The 16,546-nt window shown below is 45.5% G+C and carries 14 protein-coding genes; 6 read left to right on the top strand and 8 right to left on the bottom strand.

The features are described from left to right. Positions 1–3: 3 nt before the first annotated feature. Positions 4–1,761: an urease subunit alpha gene (gene ureC, locus QUB08_RS11835; RefSeq protein ID WP_333224892.1), complete on the top strand. Its 1,758-nt coding sequence runs from the start codon at positions 4–6 to the stop codon at positions 1,759–1,761. Between the two features lie 244 nt (positions 1,762–2,005). Here the strand turns inward: ureC and QUB08_RS11830 are convergent, their stop codons facing one another. Next, positions 2,006–2,281: a hypothetical protein gene (locus tag QUB08_RS11830; protein WP_333224891.1), complete on the bottom strand. Its 276-nt coding sequence runs from the start codon at positions 2,279–2,281 to the stop codon at positions 2,006–2,008. A 291-nt stretch (positions 2,282–2,572) separates the two neighbouring features. Here QUB08_RS11830 and QUB08_RS11825 point away from each other — a divergent pair, with 291 nt between their 5' ends. After that, positions 2,573–3,043 (top strand): hypothetical protein, encoded by a 471-nt coding sequence (locus QUB08_RS11825; protein WP_333224890.1) that lies wholly within the window; start codon positions 2,573–2,575, stop codon positions 3,041–3,043. A gap of 13 nt (positions 3,044–3,056) precedes the next feature. Then, on the top strand, positions 3,057–3,905 hold the full coding sequence (locus tag QUB08_RS11820) for a transposase (protein ID WP_333224889.1): 849 nt from the start codon (positions 3,057–3,059) through the stop codon (positions 3,903–3,905). A gap of 146 nt (positions 3,906–4,051) precedes the next feature. On the opposite strand, the gene crn3 is transcribed toward QUB08_RS11820, so the two are convergent. The 7 genes from crn3 to QUB08_RS11785 all read right to left on the bottom strand — a co-directional run bounded on the left by crn3 (position 4,052) and on the right by QUB08_RS11785 (position 10,669). Then, complete coding sequence (gene crn3, locus QUB08_RS11815; protein ID WP_333083735.1) at positions 4,052–4,384, bottom strand: CRISPR-associated ring nuclease Crn3/Csx3; 333 nt, start codon at positions 4,382–4,384, stop codon at positions 4,052–4,054. Between the two features lie 171 nt (positions 4,385–4,555). Beyond that, on the bottom strand, positions 4,556–5,485 hold the full coding sequence (locus QUB08_RS11810) for a DUF192 domain-containing protein (protein ID WP_333224888.1): 930 nt from the start codon (positions 5,483–5,485) through the stop codon (positions 4,556–4,558). Between the two features lie 19 nt (positions 5,486–5,504). Further along, positions 5,505–7,358, bottom strand: coding sequence for an NAD+ synthase (locus tag QUB08_RS11805; protein WP_333224887.1), 1,854 nt, complete (start codon positions 7,356–7,358; stop codon positions 5,505–5,507). Positions 7,359–7,445: 87 nt separating this feature from the next. Next, a complete protein-coding gene (locus QUB08_RS11800; RefSeq protein ID WP_333105335.1) occupies positions 7,446–7,739 on the bottom strand; it encodes an isochorismate lyase in 294 nt (97 codons plus the stop codon). Between the two features lie 70 nt (positions 7,740–7,809). Further along, positions 7,810–8,559, bottom strand: a complete 750-nt coding sequence (locus QUB08_RS11795) for an NrtR DNA-binding winged helix domain-containing protein (protein WP_333224886.1) — start codon at positions 8,557–8,559, stop codon at positions 7,810–7,812. Beyond that, positions 8,520–9,119, bottom strand: coding sequence for a nicotinate-nucleotide adenylyltransferase (locus QUB08_RS11790; protein WP_333105332.1), 600 nt, complete (start codon positions 9,117–9,119; stop codon positions 8,520–8,522). Before QUB08_RS11790 ends, QUB08_RS11795 begins: the two co-directional genes overlap by 40 nt. A gap of 125 nt (positions 9,120–9,244) precedes the next feature. Next, a complete protein-coding gene (locus QUB08_RS11785) occupies positions 9,245–10,669 on the bottom strand; it encodes a nicotinate phosphoribosyltransferase (RefSeq protein ID WP_333224885.1) in 1,425 nt (474 codons plus the stop codon). Positions 10,670–11,168: 499 nt separating this feature from the next. Here QUB08_RS11785 and QUB08_RS11780 point away from each other — a divergent pair, with 499 nt between their 5' ends. The 3 genes from QUB08_RS11780 (at position 11,169) to QUB08_RS11770 (ending at position 16,542) form a co-directional block, all read left to right on the top strand. After that, a complete protein-coding gene (locus QUB08_RS11780) occupies positions 11,169–11,318 on the top strand; it encodes an isochorismate synthase (protein WP_333143642.1) in 150 nt (49 codons plus the stop codon). 946 nt (positions 11,319–12,264) lie between these two features. Further along, the gene (locus tag QUB08_RS11775) at positions 12,265–14,052 is read left to right on the top strand and encodes an NHLP bacteriocin system secretion protein (protein WP_333224884.1); all 1,788 of its coding nucleotides are present in this window, start codon (positions 12,265–12,267) and stop codon (positions 14,050–14,052) included. 279 nt (positions 14,053–14,331) lie between these two features. Beyond that, positions 14,332–16,542: an NHLP family bacteriocin export ABC transporter peptidase/permease/ATPase subunit gene (locus QUB08_RS11770; RefSeq protein ID WP_333224883.1), complete on the top strand. Its 2,211-nt coding sequence runs from the start codon at positions 14,332–14,334 to the stop codon at positions 16,540–16,542. Positions 16,543–16,546: the final 4 nt, after the last annotated feature.

The following is a 16,546-nucleotide window of genomic DNA, read 5'->3' as shown; positions in this document are numbered from 1 at the left end:
AATATGAGTTACAGAATGGATCGCCGCGCCTACGCGGAAACCTTCGGGCCGACTGTGGGCGATCGCGTCCGGTTAGCCGATACAGAATTATTCATAGAAGTTGAAAAAGACTTCACAACCTACGGGGATGAAGTTAAGTTTGGCGGTGGCAAAGTTATTCGCGACGGCATGGGACAGTCGCCTATTTCTAATGCAGACGGCGCTGTTGACACGGTGATTACTAATGCTTTAATATTAGACTGGTGGGGAATTGTTAAAGCAGATGTGGGCATTAAAGACGGCAAAATTTACAAAATTGGTAAAGCCGGAAATCCTTATATTCAAGATAGGGTAGATATTATTATCGGGCCCGGTACAGAAGTGATTGCCGGTGAAGGAATGATTCTCACCGCTGGGGGAATTGATACTCACATTCACTTTATTTGTCCGCAGCAAATAGAAGTGGCGATCGCCTCCGGCATCACGACAATGATCGGCGGCGGCACTGGCCCGGCAACGGGTACAAACGCCACAACTTGCACTCCAGGGCCTTGGCATATGTACCGAATGCTGCAAGCTGCTGACGCTTTCCCCGTAAATCTAGGATTTTTAGGTAAAGGAAATAGCAGTCAACCCCAAGGATTAATTGAACAAATCTTTGCCGGTGCAATGGGTTTGAAACTCCATGAAGATTGGGGAACTACACCAGCAACGATCGACACTTGTTTGAGTGTAGCTGACGAGTACGATGTGCAAGTTGCAATTCACACCGATACTCTCAATGAAGCGGGATTTGTGGAAGCTACAATTGCCGCATTTAAAAATCGCGCTATTCACACTTACCACACCGAAGGTGCTGGCGGCGGACACGCGCCGGATATTATTAAAGTGTGCGGTCAAGCTAATGTTTTGCCCTCGTCAACTAACCCGACTCGCCCTTACACTGTCAATACTTTAGAAGAACATTTAGATATGTTGATGGTTTGCCACCATTTGGATCGGGGCATTCCTGAAGATGTGGCTTTTGCTGAATCGAGAATTAGAAGGGAAACTATTGCTGCTGAGGATATTCTCCACGATTTAGGCGCGTTTAGTATGATTTCTTCTGATTCTCAGGCGATGGGAAGAGTTGGAGAGGTGATTATTCGGACTTGGCAAACGGCACATAAAATGAAGGTTCAAAGGGGGAATTTGAACGGACCAGATGCCCGTTCCACAGGGGGTTTGGGCGGGCAAGATGCCCGTTCCACAGGGGGAGAAAATGACAATTTTCGGGTGAAGCGGTACATTGCGAAATATACAATTAATCCGGCAATTACTCACGGAATTAGTCAGTATGTCGGTTCGGTGGAAGAGGGAAAATTGGCGGATTTGTGTTTGTGGCGACCGGCTTTTTTTGGGGTGAAACCGGAACTGGTAATTAAAGGAGGGGCGATCGCCTATGGGCAGATGGGAGATGCTAACGCCAGCATTCCTACGCCGCAACCAGTGCACATGAGGCCGATGTTTGGCAGTTTTGGCGGGGCGATTGGGGCGACTTGTCTGACGTTTGTTTCCCAAGCTGCGCGCGATCGAGGTATTGCAGCACAGCTCGGTTTGCAAAAGCCCACTGTAGCAGTTTCCGGGACACGACAAATTAGTAAAAGAGACATGAAACTAAACGATTATTTGCCACAAATGGAAGTCGATCCAGAAACTTATGAAGTCAGGGCGGATGGGGAATTGTTAACTTGCGAACCGGCAACAGTTTTGCCAATGGCGCAGCGATACTTTTTGTTTTAACTGATATCTTGCACTATTTTCAGCAACAGGCAAGATGCCTGTTCCACAAGAAAATTTATATTTTGTGGAACAGGCATCTTGCCTGTTCATAAAAGGCTAATTGACAATGGTGCAATATCTCTGTTTTAACAGATTATACAATCATGTAGGGGCGGGTTTTACAAACAATATTTTCCCAAAATAGACAATCTCAAAAACCCGCCCCCACCCAACGGCAAATCTTCATCTTACTTCATTATGGATTTCATTTCCTGTGAGAAAAATTGAGCGATCGGACTATCAAACCCTGAGACACAAACCAAAAATAAAGTGCAATATTAATCCCGCTCAACAGCTTCGGTATTCCCTCCAGCAAGCTCGAAACTATCTCGTTTTTTAAAGGCAGCGCTTCTACAAAAAAGGCAACAAATAACAAACCAACGCCACTCAGCAGTAAAGGATAGGGAGTCGAGCGAAGTTGTCTCCTAAAAGCTAATCCGTATGCAATTGCCACCCAGGCGTAAAATATGACAATTGTCACTTTCGGGAAACCCAAACCTCCCAGATGAACTTGGGTGCGAAAAACTTCATAAAAGTAATACGGGAAGCGGGAAACGAGCGTGACTTTAGTCCTGAGAGGAAAGCGACTCGGGGGACTGAAGTCCCCGTGTCTTTCTTAGTTAGCAGAATGATATGGTAGTTAAGCAAGAACTTGACGTGGTTATTGGTTTGGTACTCTGGAAGTGGCAACATAAAGTTTTGTTGTTGTGGCTTGACTTGTCCACTATAATTCTCTCAACTAAATAAATCAACTAATTTATCGGAAAAAGAGGTGGCTAGAATCAAAAAAACAATGGGAGTACAGCAAGTATTACTGTCTCCTACCAAAGAAGTTGAAGCCGTGTTGCAATATCTCTGTCGGCAATCTGGAAAGTTATACAATAGCGCCGTTTATTTTACTCGTCAGACATTTTTTAAAACAGGAAAACTGCTGACAGGGAAGTTTGATTTATCTTTTGAACCGTCAATTTCTAAGTCGATGGTTGCCAAGTCGTTGCCTTCAACACCCATGCAGCAAACCTTGATGTCGGTAACAGAAGCGTTCAAAAGTTTCAAAGAGCTAAAAGCTTTGTACGGCAAAGGTCAATTGCATTTTAGACCCAAGCCTCCGAGCTATTTAACAGGTTCTAAGTTGTTTAAAGTTGCCTATCCAAATTCTGGTGGATTAAAGCCAGCGCTTGTCGGCGACCAGTTGAGATTTTCCCTGGGTTTAACAGTACGGCGCTGGCGCAGGGGTTTCTGAATTCTTTCTACCCATGCCGTCAAACATTGACTACTCAAAGGTTAAAGAATTCACAATTCTTCCGAAGAATGGTGCTTTCTACTTAGAAATGTCTTACGAAGTAGAATGTCAGCAGCACGCTTTAGATTATAGCCAAGCGTTATCAATCGATTTGGGGACTGCTGATAATTTAGCAGCTTGCGTTGATACGCTCGGAAATTCCTTTTTGATTGATGCTCGCGCCATGAAAGCGATGAATCAACTTTGGAACAAAAAAATAGCAACTAGAAAGGAAGGAAAGCCCACGGGCTACTGGGATAGCTGGCTAGACCGCGTAACCCGCAAGCGGAATCACCAAATGCGCGATGGAATTAATAAAGCTGCGAAGTTAATCGTCTCCCACTGCTTAAAGCATGGTATTGGAAATCTAGTAATTGGATGGAATCAGGGTTTCAAATCCAATGTCGATATGGGTAAACTGAATAATCAAAAGTTTGTTCAGATGCCGTTAGGAAAATTAAAAGATCGGCTGAGCCAGTTGTGTAATTTGTACGGCATTAAATTCACTGAAACAGAAGAAGCCTATACGTCTAAAAGTAGTTTTCTTGATGGAGACTCCCTACCCAAGTACGGTGAAAAACCGCCTGAGTGGAAAGCATCTGGGAAACGAATTAAACGTGGATTGTATCGCTCTGCCGATGGAACTGTAATCAATGCAGATCTAAACGGCGCTGCCAATATTCTAAGAAAAGTAGCCAGTAAGTTAGTTGTAAAGCTTGACCGACTGTGTAGACGGTGCTTGACCACCGTAGCGAGAGTAAAACTTTGGGTGTTACCTAAAGCTGCTTTGTCCGCAGAATCTCAGTGGCTTCAGCCCGCTTGAGTGTCAATGAACAGAAAGCACTGACGGGATTGTCACCCCCTCAACCCAAAACGCTCTAATTTAATCACCACTCTCCTGGATCTTAAGATTCCGCCACCAAGGCAAGTTTTATTTTTATTTATTATCACCTAAAACTCAGGAGAGTCTTAATCGCTTGGTAAACTCAATTTTAATACCTGTCCAACTGATACCTCGTGCTTGTGCGTCGCTACTACCACGGCACCTTCTAATCGCGGATCGTAACATCCCACCCACGCGGCAGGATGACATTCGTGCACTAAATACCCATAGAGCCAAATTGCTCCTCTACCTTCAATGACAATTCCTTGGCTTAATTGAACGTCTTGAGGAAGTTTCAAACCTTGTAAATCATCGGGTGTGATGATACCGTCTTGAGTGGTAATTCGCAAGCGCAAATGTTGGTAAGCTAAACCGTCTTGAGTTTGATGGGGGATTATTTTTAATTCAATAGGATTCATTGGATGCACAAATGGTTAATGCTGCGATCAAATCATATCATGTCCGGTAGTATGGGCGGGGGCGGGTTTATTATATTGTAGATTATGGGCAATTATTGTTGGCTCACGGGCCCCTACCAAATTTAACATCATACAAGTCCGAATCAAACAGACATGATTTCATCTACCTTTTTAGGGTAAATTGGGAATCCGATCGCCAACTTTGAGTCCCAATTGGGCCGCCCTTCCGCCTCTGAGTTCAATAACTCCGTCAACGGGAACATCCGGGCCGTAGTTGGGGCAGGTTTCGCTCAAACACGGCGGTACGTTAGGAATTATCGCCTGCACGACGCCTTCCCGCAGAAAAACCATATCCAGCTCAATCAACACGTTTTTCATCCAAAAACGCACGTTTCGCGCGGGATCGATCGGGAAAAGCATTCCTCTGTCGTCTGGCAATTCTGTGCGAAACATTAAACCTGTCGCTTGTTCTTGGGGAGTTTGCGCCACTTCTAGTGCGATCGCGCGATCGGCTATAATCGTGTTAACAGAAATTGGCAAAAGCTGACCCATATCTATCCCCCCAAACAGCGACATAAAGTTGGATTCAGTCAGATTTGGGTTTCCCGGAACAACTCCTAAATAATTCCCAGACTTTTTATCTTTCATAATAGTTTGGTTGTCGGCAACAGAAAGCTCTAAATCGCTAAACTTCATGCCTTCTGTCAAGACAATTTTATCATTGCCGTTGCCAAAATCTGTAATTATATCGGCTTGAGTAATAGTAGATGCGGCGGCGGTTTTTTCCATGACAAATAAATCATCGCCTGCCCCTCCTGTTAAGATATCCCTGCCTTCGCCGCCTATTAGCAAATCGTGACCCCGATCGCCAAAAATCCCATCTTCACCTTGTCCTCCATAGATTGTATCGCTTCCCTGCCCACCAGACAGCGTATCAGCGCCTTCATTTCCTGCTAGCAAGTCATTTTCCCGATCGCCAAAAATCCGGTCATTTCCCCCCAAACCTTGAATAGTATCATTACCCGCAAATCCTCTCATCGTATCGTTGCTGAGAGTTCCCGCGAGAAAATCGAAGCCGAAAGTACCGTCGATGTTAACCATTTTGCGTTTAATGATGCGTTTAATAGAAGGAAGATTTGGCGATCGGCATCCGCCAACCGGTACCAAAAGCTCGATCGCTAATTTTCAAACCAGGGGCTGCTTGCCGCCGTTTAAACTCCGCTTGCCTCACTAATTTTACTACCCGTTTAACCACCGCTTCATCGTGTCCTGCAGCGACAATTTTTTGGGCAGATTCGTGATGTTCTATCAACCGATACAAGATGTCATCCAAAACATCGTATGCAGGCAAAGAATCTTGGTCAATTTGACCCGGTTTCAGTTCAGCACTCGGCGCTTTACTAATAATATTAACCGGAATAATTTCCTTTCCCAGGGGCGGGCACGGGTGTGGGTACGGAGAGGGCGGGCACGGGGGCACCGCCCCTACATATCCGCCAGAATTCAGCCACCGACAAAGCGAATAAACGCGAGTTTTCGGCACATCGGAAATCACCGCCAATCCCCCATTCATATCGCCGTAGAGAGTGCAGTAACCCACCGCCATTTCCGACTTATTGCCCGTCGAAAGCAGCAAATGTCCGAACTTGTTAGAAATTGCCATCAACAGATTGCCTCGAATCCGCGATTGAATATTTTCCTCAGCAATCCCGAAAGTTGTGTTGACAAACAAATTGGCTAGAGTGCGATCGTAAGTTTTCATCAAATCGCCGATCGGCAAGAGTTCGATCGCGATGCCCAGATTTCGGGCTAATTCCAAAGCATCGTTAACAGAATGATCCGAACTGTAAGGAGAAGGCATCAACACCCCTAGAACATTTTCGGCCCCGATCGCGCAACTGGCGATCGCAGCCACCAAAGCCGAATCTATCCCGCCACTCAAACCGAGTACAACCTTAGAAAAACCGCACTTGCGAACATAATCTCGCACTCCCAAAACCAAAGCCGCCCAAATTTCGGCATCTCCTTCTGCCGGATGAAAACTCAAATCTGTTGTGGAACGGGCATCTTGCCCGTTCCCGCCGCTGCCAACGCCACTGCCGATCGAACCTAGTTTTTGTCGTCCTTCACATAATCCCAAATCTGTTGTGGAACGGGCATCTTGCCCGTTCCCGCTGCCAACTAAATCTTGTTTAGCTGGGTCATATTCCAGCAGCGCCAAATCAGTTTCAAAAGAAGCCAATACCTGAATTAAATCACCCTTTCGATTCACAGCAAAACTGCTGCCGTCAAAAATAATATCGTCATTTCCGCCTACCTGATTAGCGTAAACAATCGGTATTCCGCAGCGGATGGCGCTGTGCTGCAACATAGCCGATCGCACTCCCCGCTTCCCCGCAGAATAAGGCGATGCCGACAAATTCACCACTAAATCTACACCCAATTTTGCCAAATCGGAAACAGGATCGCCCGCGTAACTGCGTTTACCCCAAAACTCCTCATTGTTCCACAAATCTTCACAAATTGTCACGCCGATTTTGACTTTGCCAATAGTAAAATAATGGCTGTTTTGTCCCGGTTCAAAATATCTATCTTCGTCAAATACATCATAAGTAGGCAACAAGCGTTTATGAAAAACTTGTTTGACCACGCCATTTTGCAACAAAACAGCGCTATTAAACAATGATTTTCCGCCGAGTTTAACAGCATTAGCATTAGGTAAGGCAGTGCCGACTATGAGTGCCAACTCCGGTGGCAAAGCTTGCGCTAGTTGCAGCAACTGTGCACCTGCATCTGCAATGAAACTCGGATTGATTAACAAATCGCGCGGCGGATAACCGATCAGGGAAAGTTCCGGTGTTAGCAATAAGTTTGCGCCCTCAACCTCAGCTTTTTTCGCAGCCTCCAGAATTAGGTTGGAGTTGCCAAAGATATCACCAATAGTAGGGTTGAGTTGTGCGATCGCAATTTTCATCTCACCAAATCACCTAATAAATATTGCTAACAGTCCGCCCGCGCGGACTCACTTTCCTATAGTCCTAGATTTGAATGTAGCGAAAGATTACTTGGATTTGTAATGTTTCAACTCTTCCTCAATATAATAATTTACCAAATCCCGGTAAATATTTTCAACCACATCAGGATTCAAACCCGATTCTTGAGCCCACTCGCGCCGCTGCTGTAACATATCGTGAAAGCGATCGAAGGATTTAACGCTAGCTTCACTCGTTTTGAACCTTGCTGCCGCGATGACGTATTGAAATCTCTTGCTCAAAGCCTCGATCACTTCTCGATCGATGATATCAATTTCCTCCCGCACTTCGTGAATATTAGCGCATTCATCAGGGTCTTTCATCGTCTGCAATCCTTAATAGCTTCTATTCTAATGTTACTAAATTGATCCCAGAATGTCATCCAAGTAACAGCTAGATAAACACCAGTGGTTTATTTTTGAAAGGAGCAAAAGCGGCCGCATCAAAGCGGTACAAACTAGCAGGGCGGCCAGCCCCCCGCGAAACCTTAACACCGGTATCGCACAAAAAACCCAATTTTAACAATCGAGATCTAAAATTAGAATAATCAGAAAAACTTTCCCCCAAAATAGTTGTATAAAGCTGATACAAATCGCTCAAAGTAAAAACATCCGGCAAAACTTCAAAAGCTACCGGACTGTATTCAAGTTTGTTACGCAGTCGCCGGTATCCGTATTCGAGAATTTGATTGTGATCGAAGGCCAGCTTAGGAACTTGTTGCACGGGATACCAAGCAATGCCGCCGACGCGGTGGCCCACACCCGCCACTACACTCCCAGCAATTAACTCAGCTTCCTCAAAGCGAACCAAAGCAAAATAACTCACCGAAAGATAGCGATCGCCCCTGGTAATTTCCCGAGGATCGCGCCCCGGTTCTCCGAAAGTATACAATTGCTCCAGATACAAATTTTTTACCCGAATTTTCTCAGACAAAATTCGGTAAGCCGCATTTTCAAGAGACTCTCCCTGCCGCACCAAAGTACCGGGAAGACTCCAAGAATCGATAAACGGTTCGTCTTGCCGCATTACCAACAGTACCAACAAGCGGTTCTGCACGGCATCGACGGAAAAAATCACATTATCTACTCCTACTTTAAAGTCAGCTAATGAGCAACCTTCGCCCTTTTTCGTGCCTCGTGCCATGCGTACAAATGCTCCCTATTTATGTAATCTTCGATGGTCGGAGTCAGGGCTTGGGTGTCTCCTGTTTCCCGATAGAAGGTAGAAGAAACATTGGGACCATTCAAAGATGCGATCGCCACGTCTGCACCCATGCGCCTCAACTGCCACAAATCTAATTGTTCTGACGGATAACCCGGTCGCGGTACTATCAGCAAGTCCACTTGTTTTAACAATTGTTCAAATTTGTACCAGCGAGACAGTTGCCCCACCAAGTCCGAACCTATTACCAGCGTCAAATCTGCATTCGGCCACAGCAATCTTGCTTGTTCCACAGTTTCCACCGTCCTCGGACTGCTGAGTTCTGGATGCAAGCAAAGATTGTGTCTGGGCGAATTAATTTCTTGAATCATTAACAGCAGCATTGCCGATCGGTGTTCTAGAGAAGTTTGGTGCGACTTAAAAGGATTGTCCGACGCCCAAACAGCGACCCAATCAAAATGTTGCGAAAGCCAACTCAGAATTGTTTTATGTCCTGCTGTGGGTGGATCGGCACTTGTTCCAAAAAGAGCAATTTTCTGCATAGGGAATCGGTAATTGTTGACTGTTGACTGTTGACTGTTGACTGTTGACTGTTGACTGTTGACTGTTGACTGTTGACTGTTGACTACTGACTACTGACTACTGACTACTGACTTCAATCTAAAATCTAAAATCTAAAATCTAAAATCGATTGACTCTTTTTCGTTTTTTGGGTGAGAGTCTGCAAATCTGTTGAAATTTCCACTGACGGCGAAATCGGGTTGTCAAGTTGGCGAGTTTCGGGTCGAAGACTGGCGACAGAAGCAGCAGTGCGTTTGGCGATCTCCTCCAAACTTTCCTGGTTCTGGACTTGTTTACCATCCTTGACAACCAACTCCATTAATGGTACGTAATCATCGCTATTTTTAATAGTTTCTCCCGACAATCCCAAACAATCTCCGAGAATTTGCCCATTTTCAATATGTCTAAAAATTTGCTTTCTTCCTGGATATGTTACCTTGCCGCTTGCCTCTTTCATCACCGGAATTCCGTCAATTTCCACCAACTTATAAACACCGTTCACAGGGGAACCGCTGACCAACTTGGTTCCCAAACCGTAACCGTCAATGCAAGCACCGCTACTTTTTAATTTAGCAATTTCTCGATCGTCCAAATCACCACTAGCAAAAATTGGAACGCCCGGAAGGATCGATCGAACTTCCCGAGACAGCACCGCCAAATCGCCCGAATCCAGCCGCACGCCTTCCAACTGCATTTCACCGCTGTTTACTTGATCGGCCAACATCCGCGCCGCCGCCACAGTATCATAAGTATCGATCAGCAGCGGCGCCCCCGGAAAATAGCGGTGAAAAGCTGCAAACGCCTGATTCTCGGTGCCTTCGAGGGCAGCCACAGCCATTACCAAAGCATGGGCGATCGTACCGACAGGCTTGCGGCCCAACTTCAAAGCAGCCAAAACATTAGAAGTTCCATCGAAGCCCGCAGCCAGGGCAGCCCTAGCCGCCCAAACAGCAGCTTGAGGCCCAAAAGCCCTGCGCGTCCCGAATTCCAGCAACTTAGCCTCCGGGCCCGCCACATCGCGCAGCCGCGCGGCCCGCGTCGCAATCAAAGTTTGATAATTTATCGCATTCAATAAATAAGTTTCCACTAACTGAGCCTGCCACAGAGGAGCCTCAATTCGCAGCAGTGGCTCATTGGCAAACACCGCCGTCCCCTCCGGCACCGCCCAAACATCGCCAGTAAAACGGGCTGTGGCGAGTAAAGTCCAAAATCGCTCTCCTGCGCCGGCAAAAATCCCAGTGGACTGCAAAGCCTGAATTTGCGACTGAGAAAACCGAAATTTCTCCAGATAGTCGAGCACTTGGGCCAAACCCATCGCGATCGCGTAGCCAAAACCTTCTGGCAGCCTGCGCGCGAACAACTCAAAACTCGCGGCCCGCCCGTCGAGCCCTTCCCCGACGTAACAAGCGGCCATCGTTAGCTGGTAGAGATCGGTCAAAAGGCTGTAATCTGCTGAAGAAACCGTTAGTTCCTGGTCTTCTAAGATTTCTTCAAAACCTGTGAGCTGCAGGCTTTCTGTGGTAGTTTTCATAAAAAAAACCCCGGACAAACTTCTTTTTCTTAATTATAGTGACAAACACCATATCTTTTTGTAAATATTTGATGAAGATTGCAGATATTTGTCGGATAAATTCGCTTATAATGCCCTTTGATAGCGAATTTCGGTTAATTTGTACATTAATATTATGGTAAATTCAATATAAATATTGAATTTAACAAACTCAGGAATTAAGCACAAACACTCAAGCGTTCGGGGTTTTTTGCGAAAATATTTCCTTGCAGCCCTTGAATAGAGTTAGACAACCCGGTTTCTGAGCGTCGGAGGGCGATCGCGACTGCTTGAGTTGAGCAAGGAAAAATCTACCACCAAAAGGTCGATCGTCCAAAAATGCGTAATTTCTTAAACCTTCAGCTTGCTTTATTGTTGCAGACCAATAAGTAATTCAAATAAATATTGCTAAACTCATCTACAGCCCAAAAATCCGAGTAATATTAAAAGTATCAGAACTCAGACAAGAGAGGCAGATTCTATGAATCTTTCTAAATCTTTGGCAAACGCAATGCGTTACGTTTCGGAAGCAGCGGTGCGGATTTTTAGCCCCAGCGATGACAACTATCCAAATAGTGGAGTTCAACCTTTTGAGGGTAAGCTTTCCAAAAGTTCTAAATCCAAAGAATGAACAGCCATTCCGGCAGTTTATAGCGAGTTCGGCACAGGCATTCCGTTTAACAGTCAACGGTTAACAATTAACCGTTGACTGTTAACTTTTGACTTTTGATTTTGACCGAAAGCATCCAGGATACCCGCCACGTGATTCATTCCGAAAGCAGACTCAGGACCCAGAAATCAAAAACCTGTATCCGATAAGCAAGCCCCCGAATTTATCTCGCGCAAGTCAATGCTTCAATTCTTTAATCTAAAATCTAAAATCTAAAATCGATTGACTGTTAATAGTAATTGTAGGTGCGGTTTCTCTTCGTTCTACCCAACCTACAATTACCAATCACCAATTACACTGAACTTCCCCACTAGACAAAAGGTATATTCAGTGTAGAGTAAGCTTTTTAAAGAAAGATTCGGGCGCCCGGTTTACTGCGTATAAGTTAGAGAAACACAAGCAAAGCTAGAACCTTTTGTTGCACTAGGGTTGGTTCAGTAATTTTATCAAAAATCAAACTATATAGCAATCCTTGCAGGTGTCGTAAATGTTTTACCCACCTCATTGAACAAATCGCAGCACATTTTAAGTTGGTACTTCAATACCTTAGAGTAATTCTACTCATTGACAAAAGTGTTTTTAGCTTAACTGGTGACCAATGTGTAGGCCCTGGCTGCGGGCGATACCTAGCCAAAAGTTCGGGTCATTCCCCCGTCGGAAGACTGGCTGTAAGCTGGTCTTTTTGTTAGCTGAAAACTCTACTGTTAGTTAGGTCTTACGAGGGTTAATTGTCGTAAAGTGATTTTACAGGCAAGCTGCAAACAGGAGTGAGAACATTCAAGTAATTGCACGGAAGCTTTGAACGTTTGTTGGGAAATTGTTTGTGCCTCAATTGACTTGCAAGGAATTTCCCCTTCAAATACACCCCTGCTTACAGCCGCGATCGCACTCTCGAAAGGAATAGCTGATGCAGGTAAAACAAAACAAACTTTTCACTACTGAAGCGATCGATCGCTTATCTTCGCCGGAACGCCTCGACCAAATGATGCAGGTGGTTAGTCCTCGATCGTGGCTGCCACTAACTGCAATTGGCTGTTTAGTTGCTGCTGCGGGGGTTTGGAGTGCGATCGGGCGAATTCCGCTGACTGTTTCCGGTCAAGGCGTGTTGCTTCTGCCCCGCCGAGTCGTGCAATTTCAAGCTGCTAGTTCCGGTCAATTGGTAAAGCTAAATATCAAGCCTGGAGATGTTGTTAAACGGGGTCAGGAAATCGGTAGAATTGATAAACTAGACCTCAAGCAGCAGTTAGAGCAAGAAAAAGCAAAGTTAGCCCAACTGCAAGGGCAAAAAAAAGATACTAATAAGCTGCAAAAACAGCAAATTGCCCTGGAATTAAAAACCCTAGAACAGCAGCAAAAAGACCTTCAAGAAAGCTTGAATAGGGAGTCAGTTGCACCGATATTGCACCAGCAAAGTATGGCGGCATTAGAGCAAAAACGCCAAAGTTTGGAAGAAAGTTTGCGCCGCGAACAAATTGCGCCGGTACTGCGGCAGCAAACTCTGACAGCATTAGCAGAAAAACGCCAAAGTTTGGAAGAAAGTTTGCGGCGAGAACAAGTTGCGCCGATATTGCGGCAGCAAACTCTGGCCGCGATCGCCAAAAAACGGGACAGTCTTTTGCAGCGAAAACAGCACATCACTTCTTTGGTGGAAACTTTGCAGCAGCGGTTTGAAACTCGCCGCGTTCTTTACGAACAAGAGAGGGCGATTAGCGAGGATGTAATGCTGCAAGCGAGACAGGAATTCGCGGACTCTCAGATGCAATTGGCGGATATTGAAACGCAGTTAAAGGAACTCGACGTTCAGAAAACCAATAGCGATCGCGAATTCCTGCAAAATCTCAATAAAATTGACGACCTCAAAAACAGCCGGCAGCAACTCAAGGTAGAAGCTACCAATACCGAACGAGAGTACCTGCAAAATCTCAACCGCCTTAACGAAATTAAAAACAACCTCCAAGAACTTAAAGTTCAGAAAAGTAACACCGAACGGGAGTACCTGCAAAACCTGAACAAAATTGATGAAATCAAAACTAAGATTAAAGACATGGGAACCCAAGCGGTCAAACTAGCTCAACAAGATTTAGAGAAGTCGATCGCCCAAACAAATCAAATTCAGGAAGTTAAACGCAAGATTGCCCACTTGCAGAATCAGTTGACAGCCGACAGCAAAATTACCAGCCAATACGACGGCCGCGTTTTAGAAGTTAGCGCCGTTGCAGGTCAAATGCTGAACATCGGTACAAGGATCGGGACAGTTGAATCTAAAAATTCTCGCGAAAAAATGGTCAGTCTTGTTTATTTTGCTGACAGAGACGGCAAGCAAATTAAACCGGGAATGACCGTACAAGTTACCCCTAGCGTCGTCAAGCGGGAACGCTACGGCGGCATTGTCGGCAAAGTAACCCAAGTTTCTCCTTTTCCGGTTACTAATCAAGATATGTCGTCAATTATCGGCAATGAAAATTTGGCTGACAGCATCGCAAAAAACATAGCTGGTGGCGGTGCTCCCGTGCAAATATTTGTGGAATTGCAACAAGATCCGAACACTATCAGCGGTTACAAATGGTCTTCATCGAACGGGCCTCCTCTCAAGATTTCCCCCGGTACTACGGCGCTCGTTAGGGTTCAAATCGGGCAGTTAGCGCCGATTTCTTACGTGATTCCTATTTTTCGGTCTTTGACAGGAGTTTATTAATTTAGGACTAAGGCCAACTGTCACACTCCCATCGACTTGTAGGGTGCGTCAGACGAAGTTCTAGAATGATTATCGAGGATTTCGGGTCTAACGCACCTTACTATTAAACCGACCGTCTCTCTTGTTTATATCGAAGTCTAGATCCCCCCTAACCCCCCTTAAGAAGGGGGGGACAAGAGCAGTCAAAGTCAACCCCTACTCCCCAACAATCAGGGGGATTTAGGGGGATCGAGACTTGAATACCAGCAAAATTTATTATGGGTTTCAGCCTTATAGCCGATGAAAATACCCTGGATTCACAACTTTTTTACACCGCGCAAATTAAGGCGAGTTCGCACTCCCACCCTGTTACAAATGGAAGCAGTAGAATGCGGTGCTGCTGCTTTAGGAATTATTTTGAGTTACTGCGAACACCCGGTACCTTTAGCTCAATTGCGGAGCGAGTGTGGCGTTTCTCGCGATGGCAGTAAAGCTTCTAATATCCTTAAAGCAGCCCGAATTTACGGCTTAGATGCTAAAGGGTTTAAAAAAACTGTCGAAGAGTTGAAAGCTGTACCGCCACCTTTTATTGTTTTTTGGAATTTCAATCACTTTTTGGTGGTTGAGGGGATGAAGAAAAAGCGCGTTTATCTCAACGACCCCGCATCGGGGCCGAGGACTGTTTCTCTAGAAGAATTTAAGTCTGCTTATACTGGCGTTGTTTTGACTTTTGAGCCGGGGCAGGAGTTTAAAAAGGGCGGAAAAAAACCGAGTATTGCCCGTGCTTTAGATTCCCGATTGCAAAGTTCGCGTTGGGCGATCGCATTTTGTTTAATTGCTGGTTTATTACTGACTGTTCCCCGTTTAGCTGGGGCGGCATTTACCCAAATTTTTGTAGATGAAATTCTCGTCGAAAATCGTCAGGAGTGGCTGCGATCCTTAATATTAGGAATGTTGTTTGCCGCGGCTATTCAAGGGCTGCTAGCGCGAATGCGACTTTTCTATTTGCGGCGGCTGGCAAACAAGCTTGCGATTTCGATGTCGGGACAGTTTCTCTGGCATACTTTGCGCTTGCCTGTGGGATTTTACGCCCAGCGGTTTGCAGGTGAAATTAGCAGTCGCTGCCAAGTTAATGACAAGGTTGCTGAAATTTTATCGGGGAAACTTGCTGCAACTGCGATCGACGCGGTGATGATGGTTTTCTATGCGATAATTATGGTTATGTACGACTGGGTATTGACCAGTGTTGCGGCCGTTTTTGCAGCCTTAAACTTTTTGGCACTGCAATCTTTATCCCGCAGCCGCGTCGATGCTAACACCCGATTAGCTCAGGAAACAGGTAAGGTTGGCGGTGCTGCAATTGCAGGCATTCAATCTATAGAAACTGTCAAAGCTAGCGGTTTAGAATTCGATTTATTTTCTAAGTTTGCCGGATACTATGCCAAAATGAGCAACGCCCAGCAAGAATTGGCTTTGCCCACTCAAATTTTATCAATATTACCAGCATTTTTAACGGCATTAGCTGCAACTGCTATCTTAGTTGTCGGGGGCTTGCGGGTAATGAACGGCGGTTTGAGTATCGGGATGTTAATTGCCTATCAAAGTCTGACTCAACAATTCCTCCGACCTGTTAACAATCTCGTCAATTTTGGCAGCACTCTGCAAGAATTAGAAGCCGATTTAAACCGACTTGATGACGTTCTGCAAAACCCGATAGATCCAGAAGCAGACCGCGATACTTTTAATAGTAAAAACAACCAAATCACCATCGAACTAGATGCTTTTTACCTGCAAGGAAGCATTGAATTGCGCGGTGTCAGTTTTGGCTACAGCCGCTTGGAAGCGCCGCTAATTGAAGACTTAAACTTAAGTGTAAAACCTGGTCAGCGGGTAGCGTTAGTGGGGGGCAGCGGTTCTGGTAAATCTACTATTGCCAAACTTGTTACCGGGCTTTACGAACCAATGAATGGCGAAATTTTATTTGACGGGGTTCCTCGCAAATTGATTCCCCGTTCTATTCTAGCAAATTCGCTGGCAATGGTCGAACAAGAGATATTTCTATTTGCTGGCACTGTTCGGGAAAACCTGACGCTTTGGGACCCGACAGTACCGGAAGCAGATTTAGTGCAAGCGTGCATTGATGCGGCAATTCACGAACTTATCTTGAATATGCCGGGAGGATACGATGCTCAACTCAATGAAGGGGGAACAAATATGAGCGGCGGACAGCGGCAGCGCTTGGAAATTGCCAGGGCATTAGTGAGGAATCCAGCGGTGTTGGTGCTGGATGAAGCAACGAGTGCTCTGGATGCTGAAACAGAGTTAATTATCGATCGCAATTTAAGGCGTCGCGGTACTTCTTGTATTGTGGTTGCTCACCGTTTGAGTACGATTCGAGATTGCGATGAAATTATTATGCTCGCAGGGGGGAAAGTTGTTCAAAGAGGCACTCATGAGGAGTTGCAAAAGCTGGGAGGAGCTTATGCTCTTTTGGTTGGGAACGAACAATAAACAG

It is taken from the genome of Microcoleus sp. BR0-C5 (assembly GCF_036705045.1).
Lineage (GTDB): Bacteria > Cyanobacteriota > Cyanobacteriia > Cyanobacteriales > Microcoleaceae > Microcoleus.
The sequence above is the reverse complement of the archived record's forward strand: the minus strand, read 5'-3'. Positions and strand labels throughout refer to the sequence as shown.